The organism is Spirosoma jeollabukense (assembly GCF_054777855.1).
Map to the genome: position 1 here is coordinate 1,899,596 of NZ_BAAHAD010000001.1, position 25,370 is coordinate 1,924,965.

General features: G+C 49.9%; 16 protein-coding genes. 10 read left to right on the forward strand and 6 right to left on the reverse strand.

What is annotated here, in order from left to right:
- Nucleotides 1-116 precede the first annotated feature (116 nt).
- Both ACYVEA_RS07690 and ACYVEA_RS07695 read right to left on the reverse strand, forming a co-directional pair.
- Complete coding sequence (locus tag ACYVEA_RS07690) at nucleotides 117-794, reverse strand: ABC transporter ATP-binding protein (protein WP_093829044.1); 678 nt, start codon at nucleotides 792-794, stop codon at nucleotides 117-119.
- A gap of 129 nt (nucleotides 795-923) precedes the next feature.
- Entirely contained in the window at nucleotides 924-2,171 is a 1,248-nt protein-coding gene (locus ACYVEA_RS07695; RefSeq protein ID WP_461112781.1) for an efflux RND transporter periplasmic adaptor subunit, read from the reverse strand.
- A 387-nt stretch (nucleotides 2,172-2,558) separates the two neighbouring features.
- Here ACYVEA_RS07695 and ACYVEA_RS07700 point away from each other — a divergent pair, with 387 nt between their 5' ends.
- The 9 genes from ACYVEA_RS07700 (at nucleotide 2,559) to ACYVEA_RS07740 (ending at nucleotide 19,824) form a co-directional block, all read left to right on the forward strand.
- Nucleotides 2,559-4,955 (forward strand): ABC transporter permease, encoded by a 2,397-nt coding sequence (locus ACYVEA_RS07700; protein WP_461112782.1) that lies wholly within the window; start codon nucleotides 2,559-2,561, stop codon nucleotides 4,953-4,955.
- Between the two features lie 116 nt (nucleotides 4,956-5,071).
- Nucleotides 5,072-5,482, forward strand: a complete 411-nt coding sequence (locus ACYVEA_RS07705; protein ID WP_461112783.1) for a hypothetical protein — start codon at nucleotides 5,072-5,074, stop codon at nucleotides 5,480-5,482.
- 40 nt (nucleotides 5,483-5,522) lie between these two features.
- Nucleotides 5,523-5,993: a hypothetical protein gene (locus tag ACYVEA_RS07710; protein ID WP_461112784.1), complete on the forward strand. Its 471-nt coding sequence runs from the start codon at nucleotides 5,523-5,525 to the stop codon at nucleotides 5,991-5,993.
- A gap of 106 nt (nucleotides 5,994-6,099) precedes the next feature.
- Nucleotides 6,100-6,996, forward strand: coding sequence for a winged helix-turn-helix domain-containing protein (locus ACYVEA_RS07715; protein ID WP_461112785.1), 897 nt, complete (start codon nucleotides 6,100-6,102; stop codon nucleotides 6,994-6,996).
- Between the two features lie 144 nt (nucleotides 6,997-7,140).
- Complete coding sequence (locus ACYVEA_RS07720; protein WP_461112786.1) at nucleotides 7,141-9,546, forward strand: ABC transporter permease; 2,406 nt, start codon at nucleotides 7,141-7,143, stop codon at nucleotides 9,544-9,546.
- A gap of 81 nt (nucleotides 9,547-9,627) precedes the next feature.
- A complete protein-coding gene (locus tag ACYVEA_RS07725) occupies nucleotides 9,628-12,093 on the forward strand; it encodes an ABC transporter permease (protein WP_461112787.1) in 2,466 nt (821 codons plus the stop codon).
- Nucleotides 12,094-12,174: 81 nt separating this feature from the next.
- Entirely contained in the window at nucleotides 12,175-14,580 is a 2,406-nt protein-coding gene (locus ACYVEA_RS07730; RefSeq protein WP_461112788.1) for an ABC transporter permease, read from the forward strand.
- A gap of 240 nt (nucleotides 14,581-14,820) precedes the next feature.
- Nucleotides 14,821-17,241 (forward strand): ABC transporter permease, encoded by a 2,421-nt coding sequence (locus ACYVEA_RS07735; RefSeq protein WP_461112790.1) that lies wholly within the window; start codon nucleotides 14,821-14,823, stop codon nucleotides 17,239-17,241.
- A 129-nt stretch (nucleotides 17,242-17,370) separates the two neighbouring features.
- Nucleotides 17,371-19,824, forward strand: a complete 2,454-nt coding sequence (locus tag ACYVEA_RS07740) for an ABC transporter permease (RefSeq protein ID WP_461112791.1) — start codon at nucleotides 17,371-17,373, stop codon at nucleotides 19,822-19,824.
- An 86-nt stretch (nucleotides 19,825-19,910) separates the two neighbouring features.
- Here the strand turns inward: ACYVEA_RS07740 and ACYVEA_RS07745 are convergent, their stop codons facing one another.
- Genes ACYVEA_RS07745 through ACYVEA_RS07760 form a run of 4 tightly spaced genes read right to left on the reverse strand, consistent with a single transcriptional unit; the run spans nucleotide 19,911 to nucleotide 22,624 of the window.
- Nucleotides 19,911-20,480, reverse strand: a complete 570-nt coding sequence (locus ACYVEA_RS07745) for an isochorismatase family protein (protein ID WP_461112792.1) — start codon at nucleotides 20,478-20,480, stop codon at nucleotides 19,911-19,913.
- Nucleotides 20,481-20,511: 31 nt separating this feature from the next.
- On the reverse strand, nucleotides 20,512-21,777 hold the full coding sequence (locus ACYVEA_RS07750) for an MFS transporter (RefSeq protein WP_461112793.1): 1,266 nt from the start codon (nucleotides 21,775-21,777) through the stop codon (nucleotides 20,512-20,514).
- A 41-nt stretch (nucleotides 21,778-21,818) separates the two neighbouring features.
- Nucleotides 21,819-22,127, reverse strand: a complete 309-nt coding sequence (locus tag ACYVEA_RS07755; protein ID WP_461112794.1) for a hypothetical protein — start codon at nucleotides 22,125-22,127, stop codon at nucleotides 21,819-21,821.
- Nucleotides 22,128-22,180: 53 nt separating this feature from the next.
- A complete protein-coding gene (locus tag ACYVEA_RS07760; protein WP_461112795.1) occupies nucleotides 22,181-22,624 on the reverse strand; it encodes a MarR family winged helix-turn-helix transcriptional regulator in 444 nt (147 codons plus the stop codon).
- A gap of 292 nt (nucleotides 22,625-22,916) precedes the next feature.
- On the opposite strand from ACYVEA_RS07760, the gene ACYVEA_RS07765 reads away from it, so the two are divergent.
- Nucleotides 22,917-25,304, forward strand: a complete 2,388-nt coding sequence (locus ACYVEA_RS07765; RefSeq protein ID WP_461112796.1) for an ABC transporter permease — start codon at nucleotides 22,917-22,919, stop codon at nucleotides 25,302-25,304.
- Nucleotides 25,305-25,370 lie beyond the last annotated feature (66 nt).

The following is a 25,370-nucleotide window of genomic DNA, read 5'->3' on the forward strand; positions in this document are numbered from 1 at the left end:
GCGGCCAGGATTTATTGGATTTAAATGATTGACCGGACTTATGCGAATCCGGAGTTAGGGCTTGCCAGAATAATCATGCTAATCAAATAAATCCTGAAAATCCTGGGTCAGACAATTTAAACGTGGAAATTCTCCGTCACCACTTTTCCGTCAAACAGATTCACGATACGGTGGGCAAAACCAGCGTCGTAGGGTGAGTGCGTTACCATGATGATGGTCGTGCCTTCGTCGTTCAGTTCGCCTAAAAGTTTCATCACCTCTTCGCCATTTTTCGAATCGAGGTTACCCGTCGGTTCATCGGCCAGAATCAACTTCGGTTTCGCCACAACCGCCCGTGCAATGGCCGTACGTTGCTGCTGTCCACCCGACAGTTGCTGCGGGAAGTGATTGCGCCGGTGCATGATGCTCATCCGCTCCAGCGCTTCCTCAACCCGCTTTTTGCGCTCATCGGGTGGTGTTTTCAAATAGAGCAGCGGCAACTCGACGTTTTCGTAAACTGTCAGTTCGTCAATCAAATTAAAGCTCTGAAACACGAAGCCAATGGAGCCTTTGCGTAGTTGTGCCCGCTGCCGTTCGGTCATTTTGGCGACTTCGGTGCCGTAGAAATTGTAATCGCCGTCGCTCGGATTGTCCAGCAATCCTAGGATGTTCAACAGCGTGGATTTTCCACAGCCAGACGGGCCCATGATAGCCACGAATTCACCGTCTTTAACATCCATGTTGATGCCATTGAGAGCGGTGGTTTCTACTTCTTCGGTTGCGAAGAGTTTCTGAAGGTTAATTGTTTGGATCATTGTGGTAGGAGTGTCTGAACCGGGATTTTTATAATTTTATGGACTGGATTTGATTTTAAAACAAGGCTTTCAAAGAAAGCAATAATCATAGTCAGTCAATAGAATCATAAAAATTCCGGTTCAGATGAGTTAAAATTCAAGTACTTCGTTATCGCCAAAATTCTCGTATGAACTCGTTATTACCTGTTCGCCGGGCTCAATGCCGCTGAGTACTTCGTAAAACTCAGGATTTTTGCGACCCAGGGTGATCGGCCGTTTTACGGCCCGTTTGCCCGACTTATCTACTACGTATACCCAGTTGCCGCCCGTGTCGGAGAAGAAGCCCCCAACGGGCAGGAGTGTCGCTTTGGCCGCTTTACCCAATTCCAACTGAATCGGTGATGACTGCCCACGCTTGATGCCTTCGGGCGCGCCTTTGGGGAAAACCATATCGACTTCAAAACGACCGCTTTTTACTTCAGGATACACGCGGCTTATTTCAAGTTCGTGCATCTTTCCGTTGAATTCGAACGATCCTTTCAGGCCCGAAAATACCCGGCTAATGTAATGTTCGTCAACGCCGACGCGCATTTTGAAGCCGTTCAGGTCATCAATCTGCCCGATGTTCTGGCCCCGGTTGATGTTTGAACCGACTTCTACATCGATACTTGACAATTGACCCGACACAGGCGCTTTAACAACCAGGTTATCCAGTGTCTGTTGCCAAAGAGCTACATTTTTCTGCGTACGTTGCAAGGTTCCTTCAAGTTGTTTGATCTGGAATTTTGCGTTTTCCTCCTGATACTTCTGCGTTTCGATTTCGATAGTACGCTGGCTAATCAATCGATCATACGCCCGTTTCGCTTTCAGGTAATCTTCTTCCGACACGACTTTGTCTTTGTACAGCTTTTCCTGACGGTCGTAGGTGTCTTTCGCCTGAGAAATCTGAGCATCGACATCGGCCAGCGTTTTACGTAGCGTAAATCGTTCGATCTGTATCCGTTGACGTGTGTTTTGCAGGTCGTTAACGAGTCGGTTGGCTTCTGTTTCCGATTGCAGAAAGCTTAGTTTGAGGCTCTGGTTTTCGAGCTTCAACAGCACTTCGCCCTGTTTTACGGTATTACCGCCTTCGACCAGTTTCTGGGTTACGTACCCCCCTTCAATAGCATCCAGCCGAATGGTTTTGAGCGGTTGAACAACGCCCGTTACGGCAATAAAATCTTCAAATGGTCCCGTCGATACGGTGGAGACGGTTATTTTATCTTTTTCGACATTCAGCTTCGACCGCCGGTCGGTAAAGAAGAATGTGTACGCTAAAAGCCCTATGATCAGGGCACCACCGCCAAAAATAGCGAGACGCTGTGTAGTCCAAAAACGTTTAGGTAAGACGCGATCCATTTTTCAATTAACAAATGAGTGATTTAGTGATTGACATATCGAACCAGCGAATATAGGCCCGGAACTCATTTGTTATTATGCCCTGTGCCAATAGTCATGCCAGTTGCCTGTATAGCTTGATAATCAGAAGTTTGATTGATATTAATGCAATTAATATGTCCGCTTTCGGACGCAAATTGTCCGTTTTTGGCGCTCCCTTTTCACGTACTTATCACCTGGTTGCAGTGGCCTGATTCTATCGAATGAAAGTTAGCAAAAATGGGGCATAAACTTCGCAACGAAACCGCTTAACATTTTTTAACGAGTCAACAACGTAGCATACGTGACGATAAGCGCTGATCATGAATACCTTCGCAGCAACGAATAGCCTCATTGACAGCCTTTCTCATGCTTCGTTCCTACCTCAAAATTTCCCTCCGGAACCTGCGTTCACAGCGCGTTTATACCTTCCTGAATATAACTGGGCTTACGATAGGGCTGGCCGGTGGGCTGCTGATTTTCCTGTTTATCCGCTATCACCTGAGCACCGACCGGCACCACATCAACTACAACCGGATTTTTCGGGTCGATACCGATTTATACCTCGCTGACGGTTCGATAGAGTATAACCCCGAAGCGCCCCTGCCGATGGCTCAGGTCATGCGAACAGACTATCCACAGGTAGACCACGCGGCATTTTTAATGATGATTCGGGAAATGACCCTTAGTATAAAGCGGGCGGGCAGAACCGAACCCCTTCGGTTTCGGGAGCACAGCCATATGGGATTTGTTGGGCCGGAATGGTTCGACATTCTGAGCTATAGGTGGTTGCAGGGAAATCCTAAAACGGCGCTTCGACAGCTTAACCAGGTTGTTCTGACTCAGACGTATGCGCAAAAATACTTTGGCGAGACGAACCCCTTGGGACAGACCATAACGCTCGACAACCGAACCAACGTAACGGTTGTGGGGGTACTTGCCGATCCACCAACGACGACCGATACAAATCTGGGGATATTCATCTCGCTGGCGACGTTGAAGCAATATGATCCGAGCTATGACCAAACGGATTGGGGCCTTCTGAACAGTACGAACCGACTTTACATTACGCTACGTGATCCGGATGCCACCGCCAGTCTCGAACGAACGTTTCCAGCTTTAGCAAAACGCCAATACGGACTTGATGCCAAATATTATCGTTTTCACCTGCAACCCATGCGCGAGTTCCACTTCGATGTGGCACGAGGTGGTGGGTCAATTCGTGCCTCACTAGTATGGTCGCTGGGTATCATTGGCTCTCTACTTATTCTGGCAGCTTGCATCAACTTTATCAACCTGGCTACGGCGCAGGCGCTTCGGCGGGGGAAAGAAGTCGGCGTTCGAAAAACACTGGGAAGTTCGCGGAGGCAATTGGTGAGCCAGTTTCTGCTCGAAACATCCCTCATTGTATTGATAGCAACCAGCCTTGCCTTGATACTGGTTATCAGTACACTACCCCTCATTAATCAGTGGCTGTCCATCAATTTGTCGTTGTCGATAAACGGGCAGACGTTCGGCTTCGTGGTGTTGCTTGTCGGCGTTGTCACTGGATTGGCGGGCGGCTATCCAGTTGCGGTTTTGTCGGGGTTTAGTCCGTGGGCGGCTCTGAAAGGTACGCTATCGTTGCGTTCCGGCGGAAATTATTCAATCCGTCAAACCCTTATTGTCGTGCAGTTCATGGTTTGTCAGGTACTGATTATTGGGGCCCTGGTCGTAGCCAATCAAATACGCTACATGCAGCAGGCTGATTTGGGTTTTCGGAAAGACAACGTAGTACTGGTTACCATACCCGATAAGAAGACGGCTACGCAGGAAGCCTTTCGGCAGCAATTAGTCGCGTATCCGGATATTCAGTCGGTTAGTTTCGAACATCGTCCACCAGCGAGCGAACTGAACTACGGGGGTTCCTTTAGATTTAATGGCAAACCCGACTGGGATCGGTATCCTGTTCGGGAGCGGCTGGCCGACGCGAATTACCTGCGAACATATGGGCTGCAACTCATTGCAGGACGTAACATTGTGCCGAGTGACACCATTCGGGAATATCTTATCAACGAAACCCTGTTGCGTCAACTCGGCTTTCGCGATCCGCAGCACGTGTTGGGAAAAACGATGCAATACTATCTCTCGCCAGTTCCGCTCCCTATTGTTGGCGTGATCAGCGATTTTCATCAGAAATCATTCCGCGACCCCATTGGCCCCTGCTTTATCGCCAGTTATGCTCCCATGTACGCGCAGGCCAGCATCCGGATCACGGGGCAGAATCAGCAGCAGACGGTGCAGCGCATTCGGGACGTATGGCAGACTTTATACCCTAATGAAGTTTTTGAATACGAGTTTCTGAACGATCAGGTAGCCAGACAGTATGAAACCGAAAATCTGGTGTTTCGGCTGGTCAATATCTTTTCGGGCATTGCAATGCTGATTTGCGGTTTAGGTCTGTATGGCCTTGTGTCTTTTGTTGTGGTTCAGCGCACGAAAGAAATCGGCGTCCGAAAAGTGCTGGGCGCGAGTGTGGCGGGTATCGTTACGTTGCTCTCGAAAGATTTTCTGAAACTGGTTCTGCTTGCGATCCTTATGGCGTCGCCACTCGCGTGGTGGGCCATGAATAACTGGTTGCAGGATTTTGCCTACAAGATCACAATTGACGGGTGGATATTTGTTTTAGCGGGTTTGCTGGCAATCGGAATTGCGCTGATCACGGTAAGTTTTCAGAGTATAAAAGCGGCTTTAGTGAATCCCATCAACTCGCTACGTTCTGAATGATATCCAGAACCACGACTGCATGGTTTTACAATTCCTTTACAAGCTTTTACAGGGCTTTTTCAACTCTGGCAGACGGAGCATCTACTTTTGATTCATCCTTTAAACGAACAGGAACCATGACAAAAGTAAGCAAACTCATTCTCGCTATTTGTTGCAGCGCTGTATCTACGGTTGGCCTCGGGCAACATGCATTCAACAATTGTTCAGCGGCTTTTTTGACTAACAAAATGGTCGTGAATAAATACAGTACGAAAGGCAAATGTAGGCTACCATCAAACGCCACCGGCAAGCTCACAGTTTGTACGGTTAACGTATCACCAACGGCGAGCCAGGCAGTTGATAAAATTCCGTTCAGAATTACGATCCGAAATAAGAACTCACAAGCGTTGCTGCTCCTTACGAAAACCGACGTGACGCAGATTGATGTGCATAACGTGTTGACAAAGTGCAAAAAAAGGGATCACATCGTATGGCTGACACTGGACGATCAGTACGCCATGCCGCACAATGAAATTCTTGTTCAGTAGTTAGTTTTCATCTTCATTTCACCATCTAATTTACGCTCCAGTGAAACTGCAACTAATGATCTGGCCAGTGGTAGTTCTATCAGCCTTTTCTCTACCGACAATTAATACGTTCGCTCCGGGCAGCACAACGGAACCCGGCTCTATAGTTCATGCCAACCCGTTGCTACTGAACAATAAGGCCTTCGATTTCACAGCTTTCTCAATGGCAAGCAAAGGGACGTTGACGGTCGTATCCAGTAATCCAGCAACGACGCAAATTGAAAAGATTCCGTTTCGAATTTACTTGCGTCGAAACGGGAATGTAGTTGATAAGAGTGTATCGAATACCAGTCAATCTGCACTCGAAATCGACGTAGCACCTGTGTTGGCCATGGCAAAACCGGGTGATGATCTGGTTATTGAGCCCGTCCGAACCAGCGATTCAAGAGCCAGACGGAGCATTAAATTGAAGCCTTTTTTCAACAGCGATTTATTATTTCCTATTTTGAGGAAACGCGGAGACGGTTGCTAATAATGAAGTTATTTTGTCATACTGACGAAGGAAGCATCTTCGGGAAGTAGAATTTTATCTTTACCGAAGATGCTTCCTTCGTCAGTATGACAAACAGGTCGCTATCATGAAAAAGTCAGTTATTATCATCGCCCTGCTGGTAGCCGGTTTACTGTTTATGCAGTTTGCCTGGCGAACGCCGTCTGCGGGCCAGGGCAACAAGGCTGACTTTGCCAAAAAGGTAAATCTGGCGCTACGCCGTACGGCGCATCACCTGTTAATCGAAAAAGGCGATTCGACCTCCCGGATTCCAGTAGTGCAACATTCTACTGCCACTACGTTCCTGGTCCGTCTGGAACAGCCCTTCGATTACGGGCGATTACCAACGCTACTGCAACAATCGCTGGCGATTCATCAGATCAAAGCCAACTACGATGTAGCGTTGGTGGATTGTGCAACCGGCGAATTGCAGTTGGGCTACAATTTTCTCGATGTATCCGGAAAGAATGAGATACCCTGCGGAGGCCGTCAACAGAAACGGGGGTGCTATACCCTACAACTTACCTTCAACACGCCGGTGTCTCCTCAACCGAAAGCGACCAGCATCCTGTGGGCCTGGGCGGTTGGTTTCCTGCTGGTTGGTGGCGCCTATATCGTCTGGCAGAAATCAGATAAAAAAACGAATTCAGTACTGCCGCCAGAAACCATTCCCAGGGCATCTGACCATCTAATCTCCGTCGGACAACTGTCTTTCAATACGACGAATCAATCGGTGAACGTAGCGGGTACTATGCATCCGCTCACCTATCGCGAAGCCAAGTTACTTCATCTGTTTGTCCGCCATCCGAATCAGTTATTGACGCGCGACTTCATCCTCAAATCCGTCTGGGAAGATGAAGGCATTATTGTTGGACGTAGTGCTGATGTCTTCGTGTCGCGACTCCGTAAGCTGCTCCAGCCCGACTCAACCATTCGTATTGTGGCTGTTCATGGCGTAGGCTATCGGCTGGAAGTAATTACATAAAAAATGGTGTCCGCAACTGTACGGATTGCGTCCGTTTGCGGACATTTTTTCGACTGATCCAGCATTTACTAGCTGATTTTCAGAGAGTTTCATTTCTGGTATAGCATTTGGACTATCAGAATTTGATATCACTTCTGCTCGATTATGCTACGTAATTATCTGCTTATCGCGTTTCGCAATCTTCGAAAATACAAGGCGTTTAGCTTCATCAATATTACGGGCGTGGCCGTTGGGCTGGCGTGTTTCCTGCTTATTGCGCTCTATGTCAGAGACGAGTTGAGCTACGACCGTTACAATACTCATGCCGATCGAATTTACCGCGTTACCCGAACCTTCCTGTCGTCGGAAGGAACCGCGTCGTTGCGACTGGCGCAGTTGGCCCCTCCTTTCGGCCCCTTGATTAAACAGGATTTCCGGGAAGCCGAGCAAGTAGTTCGAACCATTGATAACGGCGGGCTGCTGAAGTACGGGGAACATTCATTCAATGAGGAGGATATATTCTTTGCGGAAGCCAATCTGTTCAAGGTGTTTGATTTTAACCTGGTCAGCGGAAACCCCGATCAAGCCCTGATCAATCCATTTTCCATTATGTTTTCCCGACCGATGGCGGAGAAATATTTTGGTAACGAAAATCCGATTGGCAAAACGGTGAGACTTAATAACCAGTTCGATATGACGGTTACGGGCGTCTTTGAACCATTACCGGCTCAGGCCCATTTTCATCCCAAATTTTTAGTCTCCTTCGTTACGTTTAACGACCCCCGCGTATATGGGGCTGAAGGGTTACGGACCAACTGGAGCAACAACTCCTTCAATACGTATGTGTTGCTACAGCCCCGTGTCGATCCCAAACGTATTGAAGCGGCTTTCCCGGCTTTTCAGAATAAACACATTCCACCCGAAGAAGGACGGAATCCATCGGCCTGGTCGGTGTTGAATCTGCAACCCCTCACGAGTATTCACTTACGGTCGCACACCGATTCGGAGGTAGAGCCAACGGGCGACATTAGTTATATCTATTTATTCTCGGCTATTGGTTTATTCATTCTGTTGATTGCTTGCATCAATTACATGAATCTGGCAACAGCCCGTTCGGCGGGGCGGGCCAAAGAGGTTGGGATGCGCAAGGTTGTAGGGGCTTTGCGCACCCAGCTCATTGGTCAGTTTTTGAGCGAATCCATTTTATTGGTGACCCTGTCACTGGGCATCTCCATTGTATTGGTCATGCTATGCTTGCCTTCATTGAATCAGTTTACCCAAAAGCAACTCGAATTCAGCCAGCTTCTTGATCCTGTCTTTCTTGTCATCCTGGTTAGCATTACGTTGTTGACGGGCCTGGTGGCAGGCAGTTATCCCGCTTTTTTCCTGACGTCATTCCGGCCGCTTGGTGTGCTGAAAGGCCAGATTGCCTCCACCATGCGTACGGGTAAACTGCGGCAGGTGCTGGTTATAACGCAATTCGCCATAGCGATTGTCCTGATGATCAGCACGGCGGTTGTCTACAACCAGATGAAGTACATTCAGGATTACCGGCTGGGTTATGCCAAAGATCAGGTGTTACTAATGCCCGATTTCAGCGATTCAGCCAGGAATTACGAAACAATCAAGGAACAATTCATTCAAACGGGGGCGGTGCGCGATATGGGACGTTCATCCCGAATTCCCTCCTCCCGACTACTCGACTCCTGGGATGCGGCTGCGGCAAAAGGCGACAGCATGGCTCCCGTCAAAATCAATCTGCGGGGTCTGCGCGTCGATTATGACTTTATTCCGGCCTATCAGATTGCGATGGCGGCCGGACGCAACTTTTCCCGCGCCTACTCAACTGATACGTCGATGGTTGTTCTGAACGAAACGGCTGTGCGGCAGTTAGGCTGGACACCCGAACAGGCCATTGGCAAAGCCTTCCGATACGGTCCGGTGAAAGGCCAGGTTATTGGCGTTACCAAAGACTTCCACTTCGAATCCCTGCATCAGGAGATGGCAGCCCTGGCGATGGTTATGTCGACAGAAAACTTCCGATGGCTGTCCATTCCGTTGAAAGGTGATGTGCCGACGGCGATTCAACGCGTTGAAACGGTCTGGAAGCGCTTCTTCCCGGAGCACCCGTTCGATTATCAGTTTCTGGATACCCGCTTTGATCGGCTCTATGCTCGCGAGCAAACACAACAGACCCTGTTCAGCATCTTTGCGGGCATCGCCATTCTGATTTCGTGCCTGGGTCTGTTTGGCTTGTCGATGTTCATGGCTGAGCAACGTACCAAGGAAATTGGCATCCGTAAAGTGTTGGGTGCATCGGAAATAAGCCTGGTAACCCTGTTCTCCAAAGACTTCATGAAACTGGTGATTGTGGCGCTGATCATTGCCTCACCCGTGGCCTGGTATGCCATGCACACCTGGCTGAACGATTTCGCCTATCGGACGAGCATCCATTGGTGGGTGTTCCTGCTGGCTGGTGGCCTGACCGTATTGATTGCCCTGCTAACGGTCAGTTTCCAAAGCGTGAAAGCCGCCCTGATGAATCCGGTTAAATCACTACGTTCTGAATAAGCTGCGTGGAGCAAGGGGCATGGAGCCTGGCGTTAAAACTCTGCTCCATGCCCCTTGCTCCACGCCTTACCCTTTCTTCCCATGCTCACAAACTATCTCAAAATCGCCGTCCGTAATCTACTGAGAAGCAAATCGTTCTCAGCCATTAACATTTTCGGGCTATCCGTCGGGATGACGTGTTGCATGTTGTTGCTGCTATACATACGTAGCGAACTGTCGTACGACAAACACCAGCAACACGCCAGTCAGTTGTACCTGATGGCGCAGGAAACAATTATCGGGAAAGCCAATAAGGATGCCGGAAGTGAAAAGAATTCGACCGCATCGGCTCCCTATGCGTTCGCGCTGAAGTCCGAATTTCCGGAAATCGAACAGGTGGCCCGTTTATGGGTCAATTTGATCGATGATAAATCCCTGTTACAGGTACGCGAAGGCGGCAAAGCCGTTAAATCCTTTTACGAAACCAAAGGCTACCAGGTCGATTCGACATTTTTCGACCTGTTTTCCTATCAGTTTACAGAAGGCAACCCACGTACTGCGCTGGTCGATCAACATTCGGTGGTACTGTCGGAAGAAATTGCTCACAAGCTATTTGGGGATGCCTCGGCGTTGAACAAACTGATCCGGATTGGCGGCACGGCGGGTAATGGCGAAGACTTCAAAATAACGGGTGTTTACCGCGACGAAAGTGCTCGTTCCCACATCGACGCCAAGTTCTTTCTACCCATTTCCGCAGGTTGGATTGGTGGCTTTCTTCGAAACGCCAAACTTGATTTCTGCTGCAACAATATGTTTGTTACCTACCTGAAATTACGCCCAGGAACAGACCCGGTTCAGTTGCAAACGAAGTTTCCGGGGTTTATGGATAAATATGCCAGCAACGATTTGAAGAATGTAGGTTTCGGCAAAAAGTTGTTCCTGGTTTCGGTTCCGGATTTGCACCTCTCCGACCAGTTGAAAACCGTTGTGACGCCCACCAACAGCACAACATACCTGTACATTCTGGCGTCGATTGCCCTATTCACGCTACTGATTGCCTGCATCAATTTCATGAATTTGTCTACCGCCCGGTCTGCCAAACGGGCGGCTGAAGTCGGCGTTCGGAAGGTGATGGGCGCCGAACGGGGTTCGTTGATCGGGCAGTTTCTGGGTGAGTCGATCGTGCTGTCCTTGCTGGCGCTGGTGATTGCCCTTGGTCTGGTCTCACTGTTTTTAACTGTGTTCAATCAACTGACGGCCAAATCCTTACTTGTATCCGAGTTGTTCGAACCACGAATTATACTGGCGTTTATTAGCCTGGCCTTGCTAACGGGCTTGCTGGCAGGTAGTTATCCGGCGTTCTATCTGTCGCTGTTCAATCCGGCGCAGGTGCTGAAAGGTAAATTTACGAATACACTGTCGGCCATCGCGCTACGTCGGGGACTGGTCGTGTTTCAGTTTGTGATTTCGATTGGGCTGGTGCTGGCTACGTTCGTGATTCAGGAGCAGATGCGTTTTTTGCGCAATACGTCGCTGGGCTTTACGCAGGATCAACAGATTGCCATTCCGCTGAGCAGTAAAGAAGCGAACGCGGCCTATACCAGCTACCGGGCCGAAATTCTACGAAACAATCAGGTACTGGGAGCCGCAGGCACGCAGTATTATCCGGGCATCAACAACGCCAGCGATTTTCTGTTGTATCGACCCGAGCGGGGCGTCATGACAGCCCAACAAGTGAAAACAAACTGGGTCGATTATGATTTCATGCAAAACATGGGCTTCAAACTGCTCGCCGGGCGGATGTTCTCCCGGCAGTTTCCGGGCGACACCAGCAACCGGATTGTCGTCAACGAAGCTACCTTACGAGAGTTCCAGATTCCGCTGACGAAAGCCATCGGGCAAAAACTAAATTTCGACTGGCAGGGCGAAACGCACCCTTACGAAATTGTGGGCGTCTTGAAGGATTTTCACTTCGAAAAGCTGCACCAAACCATCCAACCATACAGTTTTCTGCTCAATAGCCGCCCCAACTACAACTACATCATTGCGCATGTCAAAACGGCCAATATGGAGAACGTATTGAGTTTTCTGGAACAGAAATGGAAAGCACTACGTCCCGATGAGCCGTTTCAATACACGTTCGTAAATGAAGACTTCCAGAAAAATTATGAGGCTGAAGCCCGCACCTCCCGCATTGTGAGCTACTTCACGGTTATCTCTATCCTGATTTCGTGCCTGGGTTTGTTCGGTCTGGCCACGTTTGCAGCGCAGCAACGTACGAAGGAAATTGGGGTGCGCAAAGTACTGGGCGCATCGGTCACCAATATTGTGCTCCTGCTTTCCAAAGATTTCCTCACGCTGGTGGTTATCGCGATTCTGATTGCTTCACCCATTAGCTGGTGGGCCATGAATAAATGGTTGCAGAATTTCGCCTACAAAATCGACATTCACTGGTGGATTTTTGCGGTAGCCGGGGCTCTGGCGGTGGTTATTGCGTTTACAACCGTCAGTTTCCAGAGCATAAAAGCTGCCTTAATGAATCCCGTTAAATCACTACGTTCGGAGTAGCAGAGGGGAGGGGATGAGGAAAAAACTGGCCTACGCCCTCTACCCCCTACCCAATGCCCTTATCCCCATGCTCTTTTTCCCATGCTACGCAACTACGTCAAAATCGCCTGGCGGAATTTGGTCCGCAACAAAGCCTTCTCAGCTATTAATATTCTGGGGCTTGCCTTGGGTATGGGCTGTAGCCTGTTGATTTTCCTGTGGATTCAGGATGAGTTAAGTGTGGATAACTACCACGCGAATGGGCCGCAATTGTACAACGTCATGCAACGGCAATTTTACGACGGCAAAGTGCAAACGGGTCGTTTTACGCCCGGCGTGTTACCTGACGAGTTGAAAAAGCAATTTCCCGAAATCATCTATGCGGCAGGTTATACGGGCTGGGATGCAAATCTGACGTTTGCGGTCGGCGATAAGATCAACAAAGAATCCGGGCACTGGGCGGGTGCCGACTGGTTCAAAATGTTCAGTATTCCACTACTGGCCGGAACGCCCGCAACGGCGCTGAACTCGCCTACCAGTATTGCGATCTCCCGCAAAGTAGCGGAATTCTATTTCGGCAATCCGGTGGCTGCGCTGGGCAAAAGCATACGAATCGACAACAAAAATGACTATCAGGTGATGGGCGTTTTTGAAAATATGCCGCAGAACTCATCGGACAAATACGATTTTCTGATAAACTGGCAGGATTGTGTAGCCCGTAACCCGTGGATGAAAGAGTGGGGAAATAACGGTCCTCACACGCGTATCATGCTACGCCCGGATGCGAATGTGGCCAACCTGGACGCCAAGCTCAACCCGTTTTTGAAGAAGTACAACAAAGATATCGGCAAAAGTTTCGATGCGCAGCTCTTCCTGCAACCCTATCCCGACGGCTACCTGTATTCGAACTTCAAGAATGGCCAGCAGGACGGTGGACGTATTGAATACGTGCGCCTGTTTGGTATTGTCGCCGTTTTTCTCCTGCTGATTGCCTGCATTAACTTCATGAACCTGGCAACGGCCCGTTCGGTCAAACGGGCGCGGGAAGTGGGTATTCGTAAAGTTATCGGTGCCATGCGAAGTGTGCTGGCGGGTCAATTTATCGGGGAGGCTTTGTTGTTCACATTGGTGGCGTTAGGGATTGCGTTATTTCTGATTTTCCTGCTACTCCCGGCCTTTAACGTATTAACGGGCAAATCCATCAGCTTACAGACCACCCAGGTTTCCTTCTGGGCGATTTTGCTCGGTATGACGTTGCTCACTGGTTTAATTGCCGGTAGTTATCCAGCTTTGTTTTTATCGTCGCTGGAGCCGGTTCGGGTGTTGAAAGGGACCGGTCCGTCGTCACGGTTCCTGTTTGGCTCCGGGGCACGGCTACTTCGACAGGGATTGGTGGTGTTCCAGTTCGTCCTGTCCATGCTGCTCATTGTTGGCACAATCATCGTGTACCGCCAGGTCAACTACGTTCAAACGACAAACCTTGGCTACGAGCGGGAAAATCTGATCTATGTTCCGGTGGAGGGCGAACTAGGTGCTCAGTCGAACTATAAAACCTTCAAAGACGAGTTGCTACGTCAGCCCGGTATTTTAGCCGTGTCGTCGATGCAGGAAGCACCCACCAACATTGGCAGCAGTACGGGCGGAATAACCTGGCCGGGGAAAGATCCAAATGTCAACATTGAAATGACTCAGACAGCGGTTGGGTATGATCTGCTGAAGACGTTAAAGGTAAAAGTGACGGGTCGCGATTTCTCGCCGGAGTTCAGCACAGATACTACCAACTACTTAATCAACGAAGCTGCGGCCAAACGTATCGGCTACAAGACCCGCAACGGCGGACCGCCCGTCGGGCAACCCATTACGATGTGGGGCAAACCGGGGAAGATCATTGGTGTTATGGAAAACTTCCATTTCCAGTCGCTGCACATTCCCATAGCGCCCCTGATTATGCGATTGGCGACAGAACCCGGCTGGCAGACGTTCATGATTCGGACCCAACCCGGCCAGACCAAGCAGGCGCTGGCCAGTATCGAGTCGGTCTGGAAACAACTGAATCCAAAGTTTCCGTTTGCTTATCGCTTCGCGGACGATGAATACCAGAAACTCTACAAGAGCGAGTCCATTGTCGGCAGTCTGGCTAATTATTTCGCGTTCCTGGCGATTTTCATTTCCTGCCTGGGCCTGTTTGGACTTTCGGCGTTCACGGCCGAACAACGGACCAAAGAGATCGGCGTCCGAAAAGTGCTAGGCGCGTCTGTAACGGGCATTGTTGGCCTGCTTTCCAAAGATTTCCTAAAACTCGTTCTGCTGGCAATCGCTATTGCCTCACCGTTGGCCTGGTATGCCATGAACCAATGGTTACAGGGATTTGCCTACAAACTTGACATCGAGTGGTGGATTTTCGCGCTGGCGGGTGTGCTGGCAGTTACCATTGCCCTGCTCACAATCAGCTTCCAGAGTATCAAAGCCGCGTTGATGAATCCCGTCAAATCACTCCGTTCGGAGTAGCAACGGGGTAAGGGCATGGGTCATAGGGCAGAAGGCGGTCCGTCGCCACGGTAAAACCGGCCTCTGCCCCACGCCCTTTGCCCAATCCCACATTGTCCGCAACTGAACGAATAATCGTCCGTTTGCGGACAATATTTGTTTACACCGAATTCTATCGCTCTAAATATCAAATATTTACAAACGTGGTACATCATTTGGGTATAGACGATTAAGCGTTAGCTCACCAATCCTTGCTTACTCATGCTACAGAACTACATAAAAATTGCCTGGCGGAATCTGAAACGCAATCGGGCATTCTCGGCCATTAACATTACAGGGCTGGCAATCGGGTTGGCGACGTGTATGCTCATCAGCCTGTTCGTACTCGACGAACTTAGTTACGACCGTTTCAATGACAAGGCCGACCAGATTGTACGCGTCGTTTTCCGGGGCTCGATTCAGGGTGGTAAAATGAACGAAGCGCATGTGATGCCGCCCGTTGCGCAGACCCTCAAAGCCGACTATCCTGAAGTGCTGGAATCAACCCGTTTACGTCAGGGTGGTGCCCCCCTCATTACGGTGGGTGATAAGACATTTAAGGATAATGTCATCGCCTATGTAGACTCCAATTTTTTCCAGGTATTTACACTGCCCCTTCTTCAGGGCGACGTAAAAACAGCTCTGATTCGTCCGAATACGGCCGTTATCACGCAGGAAATGGCCCGGAAGTATTTTGGAAACGACAACCCTATTGGAAAAACGGTAGCTATTAAAGACTGGAATACTACGTATCAAATCACGGGGGTTATGGACAAGGTGCCTATCAATTCGCACTTCCATTTCGACCTGTTTGTGTCGATGGCCAGTTTCCCGGATGCTAAATCGAACTCCTGGATGACGTCCGAATTTCATACGTATTTAGTCCTGCCTAAAGACTACGATTACCACCAACTGGAAGCCAAACTACCTACCGTAGTAAACAAGTACATGGCTCCCCAATTGGAGAAGGCGTTTGGCATGAGTATAGGTCAGTTTCGCAAAAAAGGCAATGACATCGGCCTGTTTCTGGAACCACTGACGGACATTCACCTGCATTCGGATATGACGCAGAATCTGGAAGCAGGGAGCGATATTCGATACGTCTACATTTTTGGCGCCATTGCGTTGTTTATGCTGCTGATTGCCTGCATCAACTTTATGAACCTCTCCACGGCGGGCGCATCCAAACGAGCCAAAGAAGTGGGCATTCGGAAAGTGATGGGATCGGTAAAATCGGCGCTGGCCAATCAATTTCTGATTGAATCGCTGCTGCTGACGACCATTGCGCTGATGCTGGCCGTTGGCTTGGTTTACCTGACGTTACCACTCTTCAACGATCTGTCTGGCAAAGAACTGACGCTAAATTTTACGGCTAATGCCTGGACGTTACCGAGCCTGTTGCTGTTGGGCCTGCTGGTGGGTATTTTGGCCGGCAGTTATCCCGCGTTTTTCCTGTCGTCGTTCAAGCCAATTGCTGTGCTGAAAGGCAAGTTTACATCGAGCAAAAATAGCATCGGACTACGTAGTGGCCTGGTCGTTTTCCAGTTCTTTATTTCGATCTCGCTGATGGTGGGCGCCACCGTGGTGTATCGGCAACTCAGCTACATCCAGAACAAGAAATTGGGGTACGACAAAGACCAGGTACTGGTGCTGCCCGAAACTTGGCTGCTGGGCAAAAAGGAAGACGTATTCCGCAATCAGATCATGCAGGACCCTCGCGTGGTGAATGTCAGTACGTCCGGCTATCTGCCCGCGGGCCCGAGTAACAACAACAACTTCACGGTCTATCCCGAAACGAACTCCACCCAGTTAATAAAGACCCTTCGCTACGACGTGGATTACAATTATATTCCAACACTGGGAATGCAGATGGCGTATGGGCGAAACTTCTCCAGAGACTATGGCACCGACTCGTCGGGGGTAATTCTAAACGAGACGGCCGCTAAAACGTTCGGCTGGAGCAAAAATGCGTTGGGCCACACGGTGACCAATGCGAACAACGAAGGCCAAAAAGCTACGTATCGGGTCATTGGTGTGGTGAAAGATTTCCACTTCAAATCGCTGCACGAGCGTATTTCTCCGCTGGTGATGGTGCTGGGCCATACCGGAGGCACCGTAATTGTAAAGGTAAAAACCAAAGATATTTCCGGCTTACTCGCCAGCCTGAAAACGAACTGGAATCAGTTGATGGCCGACGCACCTTTTACGTACTCTTTTCTGGATGAACGCTTTAACCAAACCTATCTGGCGGAGCAGAAAATTGGTCGTATTCTGGGCATTTTCGCGGGCCTAACCATCTTCGTTGCCTGCCTCGGCCTGTTCGGACTCGCTACATTCACGGCTGAACAACGGACCAAAGAGATTGGCGTTCGCAAAGTGTTGGGTGCATCAGTCGGCAGCATTGTAGCGCTACTCTCGAAAGACTTCCTGAAACTAATAGCCATTGCCATCGTGCTGGCGGTTCCGGTAGCCTGGTACGTCATGAGCCGCTGGTTACAGGATTTCGCCTACAAGATCGACATTTCGTGGTGGATGTTTGCCCTCGCAGGTGTGCTCTCAGTAAGTATTGCCTTATTGACCGTAAGTTTCCAAAGTATCAAAGCCGCCCTGATGAATCCCGTCAAATCACTCCGTTCGGAGTAGCAACGGGGTAAGGGCATGGGCGGTCCATCGTGACGGCAGGAGGCAATCCGTCGTCACGCGGTCCGTCGCCACAGTAAAACCGGCCCAAACCTCTATGCCCTTACCCCGTTGCCCAAACCCCTATGCCCTATGCTACGTAACTACATCAAAATCGCGTTTCGGAATTTATGGAAGGCTAAGGTCTTTTCACTGGTCAATATGCTGGGACTGGTCGTTGGCATTACGGCCTGCCTCCTGATTTTGCAATACGTTAGTTTTGAGTTGAGTTTCGACCAGTTCCAGCAAGATGCTGACCGCATTTACCGCGTCACCAATGACCGGTTTCAGCAGGGGAAACTCGTTCAGCACGGCACCATTACGTATCCAACCATCGGCAAGACGATGGCGAACGATTATCAGGAAGTCGAAGGCTACACGACGCTGGTTAATAATGGAACCGTAAAATTTCGGCGGGAGAAATCGGTCTATCAGGAGGAGCAGACGTTTTTTGTGGATGATAATTTCCTGACCTTCTTTACCTTCCCACTGGTAGCGGGCGATCCCAAAACCGCCTTGAAAGCCCCCAATAGCCTTGTGCTGACGGAGAAGGATGCACAACGCATTTTTGGGGCGCGACCAAACGATTATGCCCGACTGATTGGCAAAACGCTTTTCATGGATTTAGATACGGAGCCTTTCCGAATTACAGGTGTCATGAAAGACATCCCTGCTACGTCGCACCTCCAATTTGGTGCCCTGATCTCCTACGAAACGCTGGTCAGAACCTGGGGTCCCTGGGTGAAAACCAGTTGGGACGGATCGGATATGTGGCATTACCTGAAGTTGAAGCCTGGCGCTAACGCCGTAGCGTTGGAAAGCAAATTCCCTGCGTTCAGCCAACGCTATTTCAAAGGCGACAAAGTCTCCGGCAGCCTTGAAAAATTTCATTTACAACCGCTGTTGAAAGCCCATCTATACTCCGATTATGAGTATGAGATCGGCGTTGTAAATAACGGCAAGGCGGTCTGGACCATGTTGATTATCGCCGTGTTCATTTTACTGATTGCCTGGATCAATTACATCAACCTATCGACGGCCCGCTCGCTGGAACGAGCCAAAGAAGTGGGCGTTCGGAAAGTAGCTGGGGCAACCACGAACCAGTTAATCGGCCAGTTTCTGTCCGAATCAATCTTATTGAATTTGCTGGCGCTCGTTTTCGCATTGGGATTGACCGTTTCCCTGGAACCGTTTTTGAGCGAACAGATTGGTAAACCACTCTCCCTATCGTTACTGACCGGCGCAGGTTATGGCGGTAGGCTGATGGCCATTGCGCTGGGAGTGGTCTTCATTCTGGGTATGTTTCTGTCGGGTTTCTACCCTGCTTTTGCCCTATCTTCTTTTCGGCCAATCGGCGTGTTGAAAGGGAGTTTCAAGCGGTCGGCCTCGGGGGTCTGGGTCCGGAAATCGCTGGTGGTTTTTCAATACATAGCGTCAATAATCCTGATCATCGGCACGTTCATCGTTTTCCGGCAACTGGCTTATATGCGGAGTGAGAAACTGGGCTTCAATATGGATCAGGTGCTGGTCATCTCCGGGCCTGCCCTAACCCGCTGGGATTCAACCTCCATCGAACGTATTGCCAGCTTTAAACAGGAGCTGAAGCAGTATCCGGCCATCAAAGCCGCTTCGGCTTCCATCAACTTGCTGGGCGACCGGCTTCCACGCACGTTCAATGTGAAGCGGGTTGGGTCCAATGAAGAGAAGGGTGTAACGCTCGGGCGGATGAATGTTGACCTTGACTTTTTCGGCATGTATCAAATAAAGTTACTGGCAGGCCGGACTTTCCAGCCCACCGACTCTGATCCTGACGGTCGAAAAGTCAAGAATATACTGATCAATTCATCCGCGACCAAGCTGTTAGGATTCCAGAATGCAACCTCCGCCGTTGGGCAAAAAATCAACTTTATGGGACGGGAATGGGAGGTGGTCGGTGTTGTGAGCGATTTTCACCAGCAATCACTACGTCATCAGATCGAACCCCTTGTTTTCCAGCCTTTCTACACGAATGGAGGATTCTATTCAGTCAAAATCGCCACCAGTGACCTGAATCAGACCCTTGATCTGGTGAAGCAGACGTACAACGAGTTTTTCCCCGGCAACGACTTTACGTACTTTTTTATGGACGAGCAATTCAACCGGCAATACAAAGACGACCAGGTTTTTGGCCGAATAACGACCATCTTTTCCATTCTCGCCGTGCTGATTGCCTCGCTGGGATTGTTCGGATTATCGTCCTATACTATCTCGCAGCGGACCAAGGAAATTGGGGTGCGGAAAGTGCTGGGCGCGTCAATTCCCAGCCTGATTGCGCTGTTGTCCAAAGACTTTATCAAGCTGGTACTGGTCGCAATCGTCATGGCGTCGCCGATCGCCTGGTATGTTATGGACCTGTGGCTAAGCGACTTCGCTTATAAAATTGACATTTCGTGGTGGATATTCGCGCTGGCCGGTGTATTGGCCATTGGCATTGCGTTACTAACGATCAGTTTCCAGAGCATAAAAACCGCCTTGATGAACCCGGTTAAATCACTACGGGCTGAGTAGCGACGTAGCCTTTGCATCTCCCGTGCGGCAGCTAAAAACCTCCGGTCAGGAGCCGTAAAGGCCGGGCCGCCGATGCGGTTACGTCGCTACATAAACTCTACCATCGCAATAATCGCGTCGGTATCATCTACTTCGCCGATGCGGGGAAAGATCGTCCTGAGGCTGTTTTCGTGGGCGCTGGCCACTACGTCGGTCATGGCATCCTGCGCAAACGCAATGTTATAGCCCCGTTCGCTGGCGGCTCTGGCCGTACTTTCTACCCCTCGGCTGGTGGCCACACCTGCCAGCACGATCCCCGTAATGCTGCGCTTTTTCAGCTCTTCGTCCAGATTCGTTTCATGAAAGGCACCCCAGGTATGCTTGGTAATGAAAATATCGCCCGGTTCTGTTTTAATTTCCGGTACTAACGCCAGAGCTTCGGCAGGGAGAGCAGCAGGCATCGGCGACGTCACATCCCGACGCATCGTCGACCCGGTAGCCTTAGTGGGATCGACCGTGACAATAACAATGGGCAAAGCGGCCTTCCGAAAAGCGGCTACCAGTTTGGCAGCATTGGCTAAAATAACCTCGGCGGGTGTCACTGACGGAATTTTTACGATCGCGTTTTGCAGGTCAATTAAAACAAGAGCGGTTTTCGGATCGAGTGCAGTTACCATGTGTAGTTGAGGTTGAATGAACAGGTACGTATCAGACCGGTGGGGCTTCTTCTGGAATCAGCTTATCAGGCACAGAGGAAACGTTTTGGCGTACTTTTACATGTTGCAGATGGCGCAGATGCAACAGCCCAATGAGTAAAGCCAGTATGCCTTCGCCCAACACAGTCGCCTGTACGCCAACGCGCTCAGATATAGCGCCAACAATCAGCCCGCCAATCGGTAACGCACTGGCGTAAACCATCACGAACATACTGATGACCCGACCCCGCATGGCAGGAGCCGCCTGAGTTTGCAGCAACGTATTGCTGATGGTAATCTGCGACATCATCCCGAAGGAGCCGATCACAATAAAGAACAGCGCCAGCGGATACCAGCTTGTATAGGAAAATAAGATAAGCCCCGCACCGAAAACAAAGGTATTGATGGCCAGCACCTTGCTCAAACTAACGCCGGGTTTCAGGGAAGCCAGAAAGATGGCACCGATAAACGCGCCAAGGCCGATGGCACTGTTCAGCATACCAAAGGTGGAAGCCGTACCATGAAATACATCCTTCGCATAAACGGCCATCAGGTTGGTGAAGGGCAGCACCAGCAAGCTGACCAGCGCCAGCATACCGATAACAAACCGAATGGAGGGCGTTTCTTTTACGTAAACGAAGCCTTCGATCAGTTCACCCAGTATATTCTTAGTGTGGGATTTGGCTACGTACTTGGGCAGTTTCATAAGCAGAAGCGAGCCAATAACGGCAATGAAACTGACGGCATTTAGTCCAAAGCAAACAACCTCCCCTAATCTTTCGATGGCAACACCGGCAATCGCAGGGCCAATCAGTTTAGACAAATTGACCATGGATGAATTCAGGGCAATTGCATTGGGCAAATCTTTTTTGTCGTCGACCATTTCGTAAATCATCGACTGTCGGGCGGGCACATCGAACGCATTGATCAGGCCCAGCACAACGCTCAACCCGATGATCTCCCAAACTGCGTAGTCCTTGAAGAAAACCACTACGGTAAGCAAAATGGCCTGCACCATCGACAGGATCTGCGTGAGCAACAGCACCCGATACCGATTATACCGATCGGAGATGACACCGCCGAAAGGTGTCAATAAAGCCGACGGAAACAACGTAGCAAATACGCTGACGCCCAGCATAAACTTGGAGTGCGTCTGCGAATAGATCACCCAGCTTACGGCCGTTTTTTGCATCCAGGTGCCCAGCAGCGAAATGGACTGCCCGGCAAAGAATAATCGGTAATTATGGCTTTTAAATGCGTTGAATGTGGTTACGTTCATACCGTGAGTGTAGGTTGATATTTCTTGATACTGTCTGAAAATCAGGGCTTCATCTTGTCCATAAATGAAATACTCGCCATCAGCGATATGGCCACAATACCCAATAACAACAGGAACATCGACAGCTTGTTCTGTGGGGACGCCTTACTTACCCGAAGCAACACATAACCGATGAACAGGTTGAAACAGGCCCACAGTACATTGATCGTTGGTGAAGACAACCCCTTACCGGGCGGATTGGCAAAAGGACTTGGAAATGGGTCACCGGAGATACCGTGAACATAATGAGGTACTACGTTGGCCAGGAAAGCACCGGCAAAAAACGCGGCTACATACTGATACCATTTCATGATCCGATGATTAATTTGCTTATAAAAGTTTTAAAATCAATTACTTATCAATTTCAGTCAACTTCCAGGAGTTTGCTCAACGGACCCAGTGCCTGACGCAGGATGGCTTTGTCTTCGGCGGAGCAGGTTGCCTGGATAGCTTTACTCAACCACTCGTCCACCTCATTTCTGACAGCGGGTAAAATCGCCTGACCTGCCTCCGATAGTGAGATTATGACTTTGCGCTTATCGGTTTCGGAGGGCTTTCGGGTAATGTATCCAAGCGCCAACAGATGATTCAGAATCTGCGACATCGACTGCGTCGTCACTTTTTCCATCTTGGCCATTTCGTTGGGCAGCATTTCTTTCTGCTTATCGAGCAGTTTAATGACCGACCGTTCGGTAAGCGACAGCTTTTGATGAGTTGGTGACTCGCTGCGTAGCTTTTTAACGAGCCGGGTCACAATCGTTCGTAGCTCGGTCGATAACTCCTGATCCGGTTGAGTGGAAAACTTCATGTTTGTAAAGTAAACTTGTTAAGTTACTTTACAAAATTACAACTATTTATTGAATTAGCAAGGAGCGTGGGGCAGAGGGAGAAGGGCTTGGTGCTACTCTCCTGCTCTTTACCCCATGCCCTAAACCCCATGCCCCATGCTCCTTGTCCGTAAGCGAACAAAAACGTGTCCAGTTTCGGACAGGCAACAGTTAGCAATAAGTCAATCGCCTGGTATCCAGCATCTTATTTTTATGGTACAACTTTTGGATAAACGTCTAATACGTTCCAGTCGAATCAACCTAAACTTCCCCATGCTTACGAACTACCTTAAAATCGCCTTTCGGAATCTCTGGAAAAATCGGATGTTCAGTACGTTGACCATTGCCGGCATGGGCGTGGGAATCGCAGCCGTTGGGCTGATGGTGTTGTATGTATGGCATGAATTGAGCTACGACAAATTTCACGCGAATGCCGACCGGGTGTTTCGGGTCGTACATTATGCGCAATGGGCGGGCGGTAATCTCAAGTTAGCCCCTACCTCAGCTCCTTATGCCGACGCGCTGAAACATGAATATCCCGAAATAGAAAAGACCGTTCGACTGTATCCCGAAGGTGGTGGCATGATAACGTATCGCGACAAAAAAATCGAAGCCAACGACATTATGTTCGCCGATAAATCGGTGTTTGATGTCTTCACGTTTCCCTTCCTGTACGGCGATCCGGCTTCGGCACTGGCTCAGCCGGAGCGGATTGTGCTGACCAAAAGTCTCGCCGAAAAGCTGTTTGGTGATGCGGCCAAAGCTGTCGGGCAACCGATTGAATTTAGTAATAATTTCGTCAACACGGTATCGGGGGTTATCGCCGACGTACCACTGAACTCGCATGTACAGTTCAGTGCGTTGCGGTCAATGCCGACCAACTACACCAACGGCTGGCAGAATTTCGAGCTGTACACCTACGTATTGCTCACGAAAGGAACCGACTATATGGCGCTGGAAGCCAAGCTACCCAGCTTTTATCCCAAGTATCTGAAGAAAGAAATGGGCGAGCTGACGTATCGGATGGAACTTCAGCCATTGACGTCAATTCACCTGCACTCTCATTTAGATTACGAAATCGGTGCGAACGGCAACAGCCAGACCGTTTACATTTTTGCGCTGGTAGCGGGGCTGATTTTGCTCATCGCGGGTATCAACTACGTTAATCTGTTTACAGTTCGGTCGATTGGCCGATTGCGCGAAGTGGGTGTCAGGAAGGCGATTGGCTCCCGGCGTACTCAGCTTGTTGAGCAGTTTCTGACCGAGTCAATGCTGATGGCGTTTATGGCCAGTCTGGTCGGTTTAGTACTGGCAAAAATGGCCTTACCGCTCTTCAACCAACTGGCTGACAAACCCTTAACCTTAACATTGTATGGACCCTGGATCACGGGAGCTATCGCACTCTTGTTTGCCCTGGTACTGGGTGCTGTCAGTGGATTATATCCAGCTTTGTTTCTGTCGGGTTTTCGAACGGTAGTGGCCTTAAAAGGCAAAACGGACAGTCAGGTTGGCGGCATTGGGTTTCGTAAAGCGCTGGTTGTCTTCCAATTTATAGCGGCCGTGGCGCTGATTTCCTGCTCATGGGTCATTTACCGGCAGATGGGCTACATGCTGCACAAAGACCTGGGGTTCAACAAGGATCAGGTGCTGACTTTCCATCTGGAGAGCGAAGGACCGCGGAAGCAAATACAGGCACTGAAAGAAGAGTTACGCAAAAGCCCACTTATCGAAGCCGTTTCAGCGGCCAGTAACCCAATAGGGAACAATAATATCGGCACCAACGGCATGTTCTTCGAGCAGAACGGTGTAATGGCCGCCAGCACGCAGGTTGTTCAAAAATTCTCAGTCGATTCAGATTACCTCAATACGTTACAGATCAAGCTATTGCAGGGGCGTAACTTCTCGGAGTCGTTTCCGGCGGATGCGGTGGGCGCGGTGCTGGTCAATGAAGCACTGGTGAAGAAGATGGGCTGGCAAACGCCCGTCGGCAAGCGGGTGAAGTATTTCATTGGCAAAGACGAAACGGCCGAAGCGCGCGTGGTTGGTGTGGTCAGGGATTTTCACACGTACTCGCTCCAGCATAAAATTGAACCGCTGGTGCTACAAATGCCTGCGCCATCCGACAAAGACAACCTTTATGTTCGCATTCGACCCGGCCAAACCGAAGAAGCCCTGGTCTACATCAAAAAGGCTTATCAGCAGTTTGATCCAGCAGCCAGTGTTACGTTCCATTTTCTGGATGAAAACTTTTCCCGGCAGTACAAAGCAGAACAAAAACAGGGGCAGTTGCTACTCACCTTCACGATTCTGGCGGTACTGATCGCCTGCCTGGGTCTGTTCGGATTGGCGGCTCTGGCAGCGGAAGCCCGTACCAAAGAGATTGGGGTTCGGAAAGTGCTGGGTGCCTCGGTCGCGAGTATCGTTACACTGCTGTCCAAAGACTTTGTCAAACTGGTGCTGATCGCTATCGTTATGGCGTTGCCCATCGCCTGGTACGCTATGGGACAGTGGCTACAGAGTTTTGCCTATAAAATTGATCTGGAGTGGTGGGTATTCGCGCTGGCGGGTTTGCTGGCTGTGGGCATCTCCCTGCTCACGATCAGTTTCCAAAGTGTGAAAGCCGCCCTGATGAATCCCGTCAAATCACTACGTTCCGAATAGCACGGAGCGCGGGGCAAGGAGCCGGGCCTCTTATTCATTCATAAACACTGACTAATAGGCTTTTAT

What these genes read in the sequence shown, in the direction of transcription:
- ACYVEA_RS07720 (WP_461112786.1), top strand. Translation starts at nt 7,141, where the DNA reads ATGCTACGTAATTATCTGCTTATCGCGTTTCGCAATCTTCGAAAATAC.
- ACYVEA_RS07745 (WP_461112792.1), bottom strand. Translation starts at nt 20,480, where the DNA reads ATGGTAACTGCACTCGATCCGAAAACCGCTCTTGTTTTAATTGACCTG.
- ACYVEA_RS07735 (WP_461112790.1), top strand. Translation starts at nt 14,821, where the DNA reads ATGCTACAGAACTACATAAAAATTGCCTGGCGGAATCTGAAACGCAAT.
- ACYVEA_RS07705 (WP_461112783.1), top strand. Translation starts at nt 5,072, where the DNA reads ATGACAAAAGTAAGCAAACTCATTCTCGCTATTTGTTGCAGCGCTGTA.
- ACYVEA_RS07695 (WP_461112781.1), bottom strand. Translation starts at nt 2,171, where the DNA reads ATGGATCGCGTCTTACCTAAACGTTTTTGGACTACACAGCGTCTCGCT.
- ACYVEA_RS07715 (WP_461112785.1), top strand. Translation starts at nt 6,100, where the DNA reads ATGAAAAAGTCAGTTATTATCATCGCCCTGCTGGTAGCCGGTTTACTG.
- ACYVEA_RS07690 (WP_093829044.1), bottom strand. Translation starts at nt 794, where the DNA reads ATGATCCAAACAATTAACCTTCAGAAACTCTTCGCAACCGAAGAAGTA.
- ACYVEA_RS07700 (WP_461112782.1), top strand. Translation starts at nt 2,559, where the DNA reads ATGCTTCGTTCCTACCTCAAAATTTCCCTCCGGAACCTGCGTTCACAG.
- ACYVEA_RS07760 (WP_461112795.1), bottom strand. Translation starts at nt 22,624, where the DNA reads ATGAAGTTTTCCACTCAACCGGATCAGGAGTTATCGACCGAGCTACGA.
- ACYVEA_RS07755 (WP_461112794.1), bottom strand. Translation starts at nt 22,127, where the DNA reads ATGAAATGGTATCAGTATGTAGCCGCGTTTTTTGCCGGTGCTTTCCTG.
- ACYVEA_RS07725 (WP_461112787.1), top strand. Translation starts at nt 9,628, where the DNA reads ATGCTCACAAACTATCTCAAAATCGCCGTCCGTAATCTACTGAGAAGC.
- ACYVEA_RS07730 (WP_461112788.1), top strand. Translation starts at nt 12,175, where the DNA reads ATGCTACGCAACTACGTCAAAATCGCCTGGCGGAATTTGGTCCGCAAC.
- ACYVEA_RS07765 (WP_461112796.1), top strand. Translation starts at nt 22,917, where the DNA reads ATGCTTACGAACTACCTTAAAATCGCCTTTCGGAATCTCTGGAAAAAT.
- ACYVEA_RS07740 (WP_461112791.1), top strand. Translation starts at nt 17,371, where the DNA reads ATGCTACGTAACTACATCAAAATCGCGTTTCGGAATTTATGGAAGGCT.
- ACYVEA_RS07750 (WP_461112793.1), bottom strand. Translation starts at nt 21,777, where the DNA reads ATGAACGTAACCACATTCAACGCATTTAAAAGCCATAATTACCGATTA.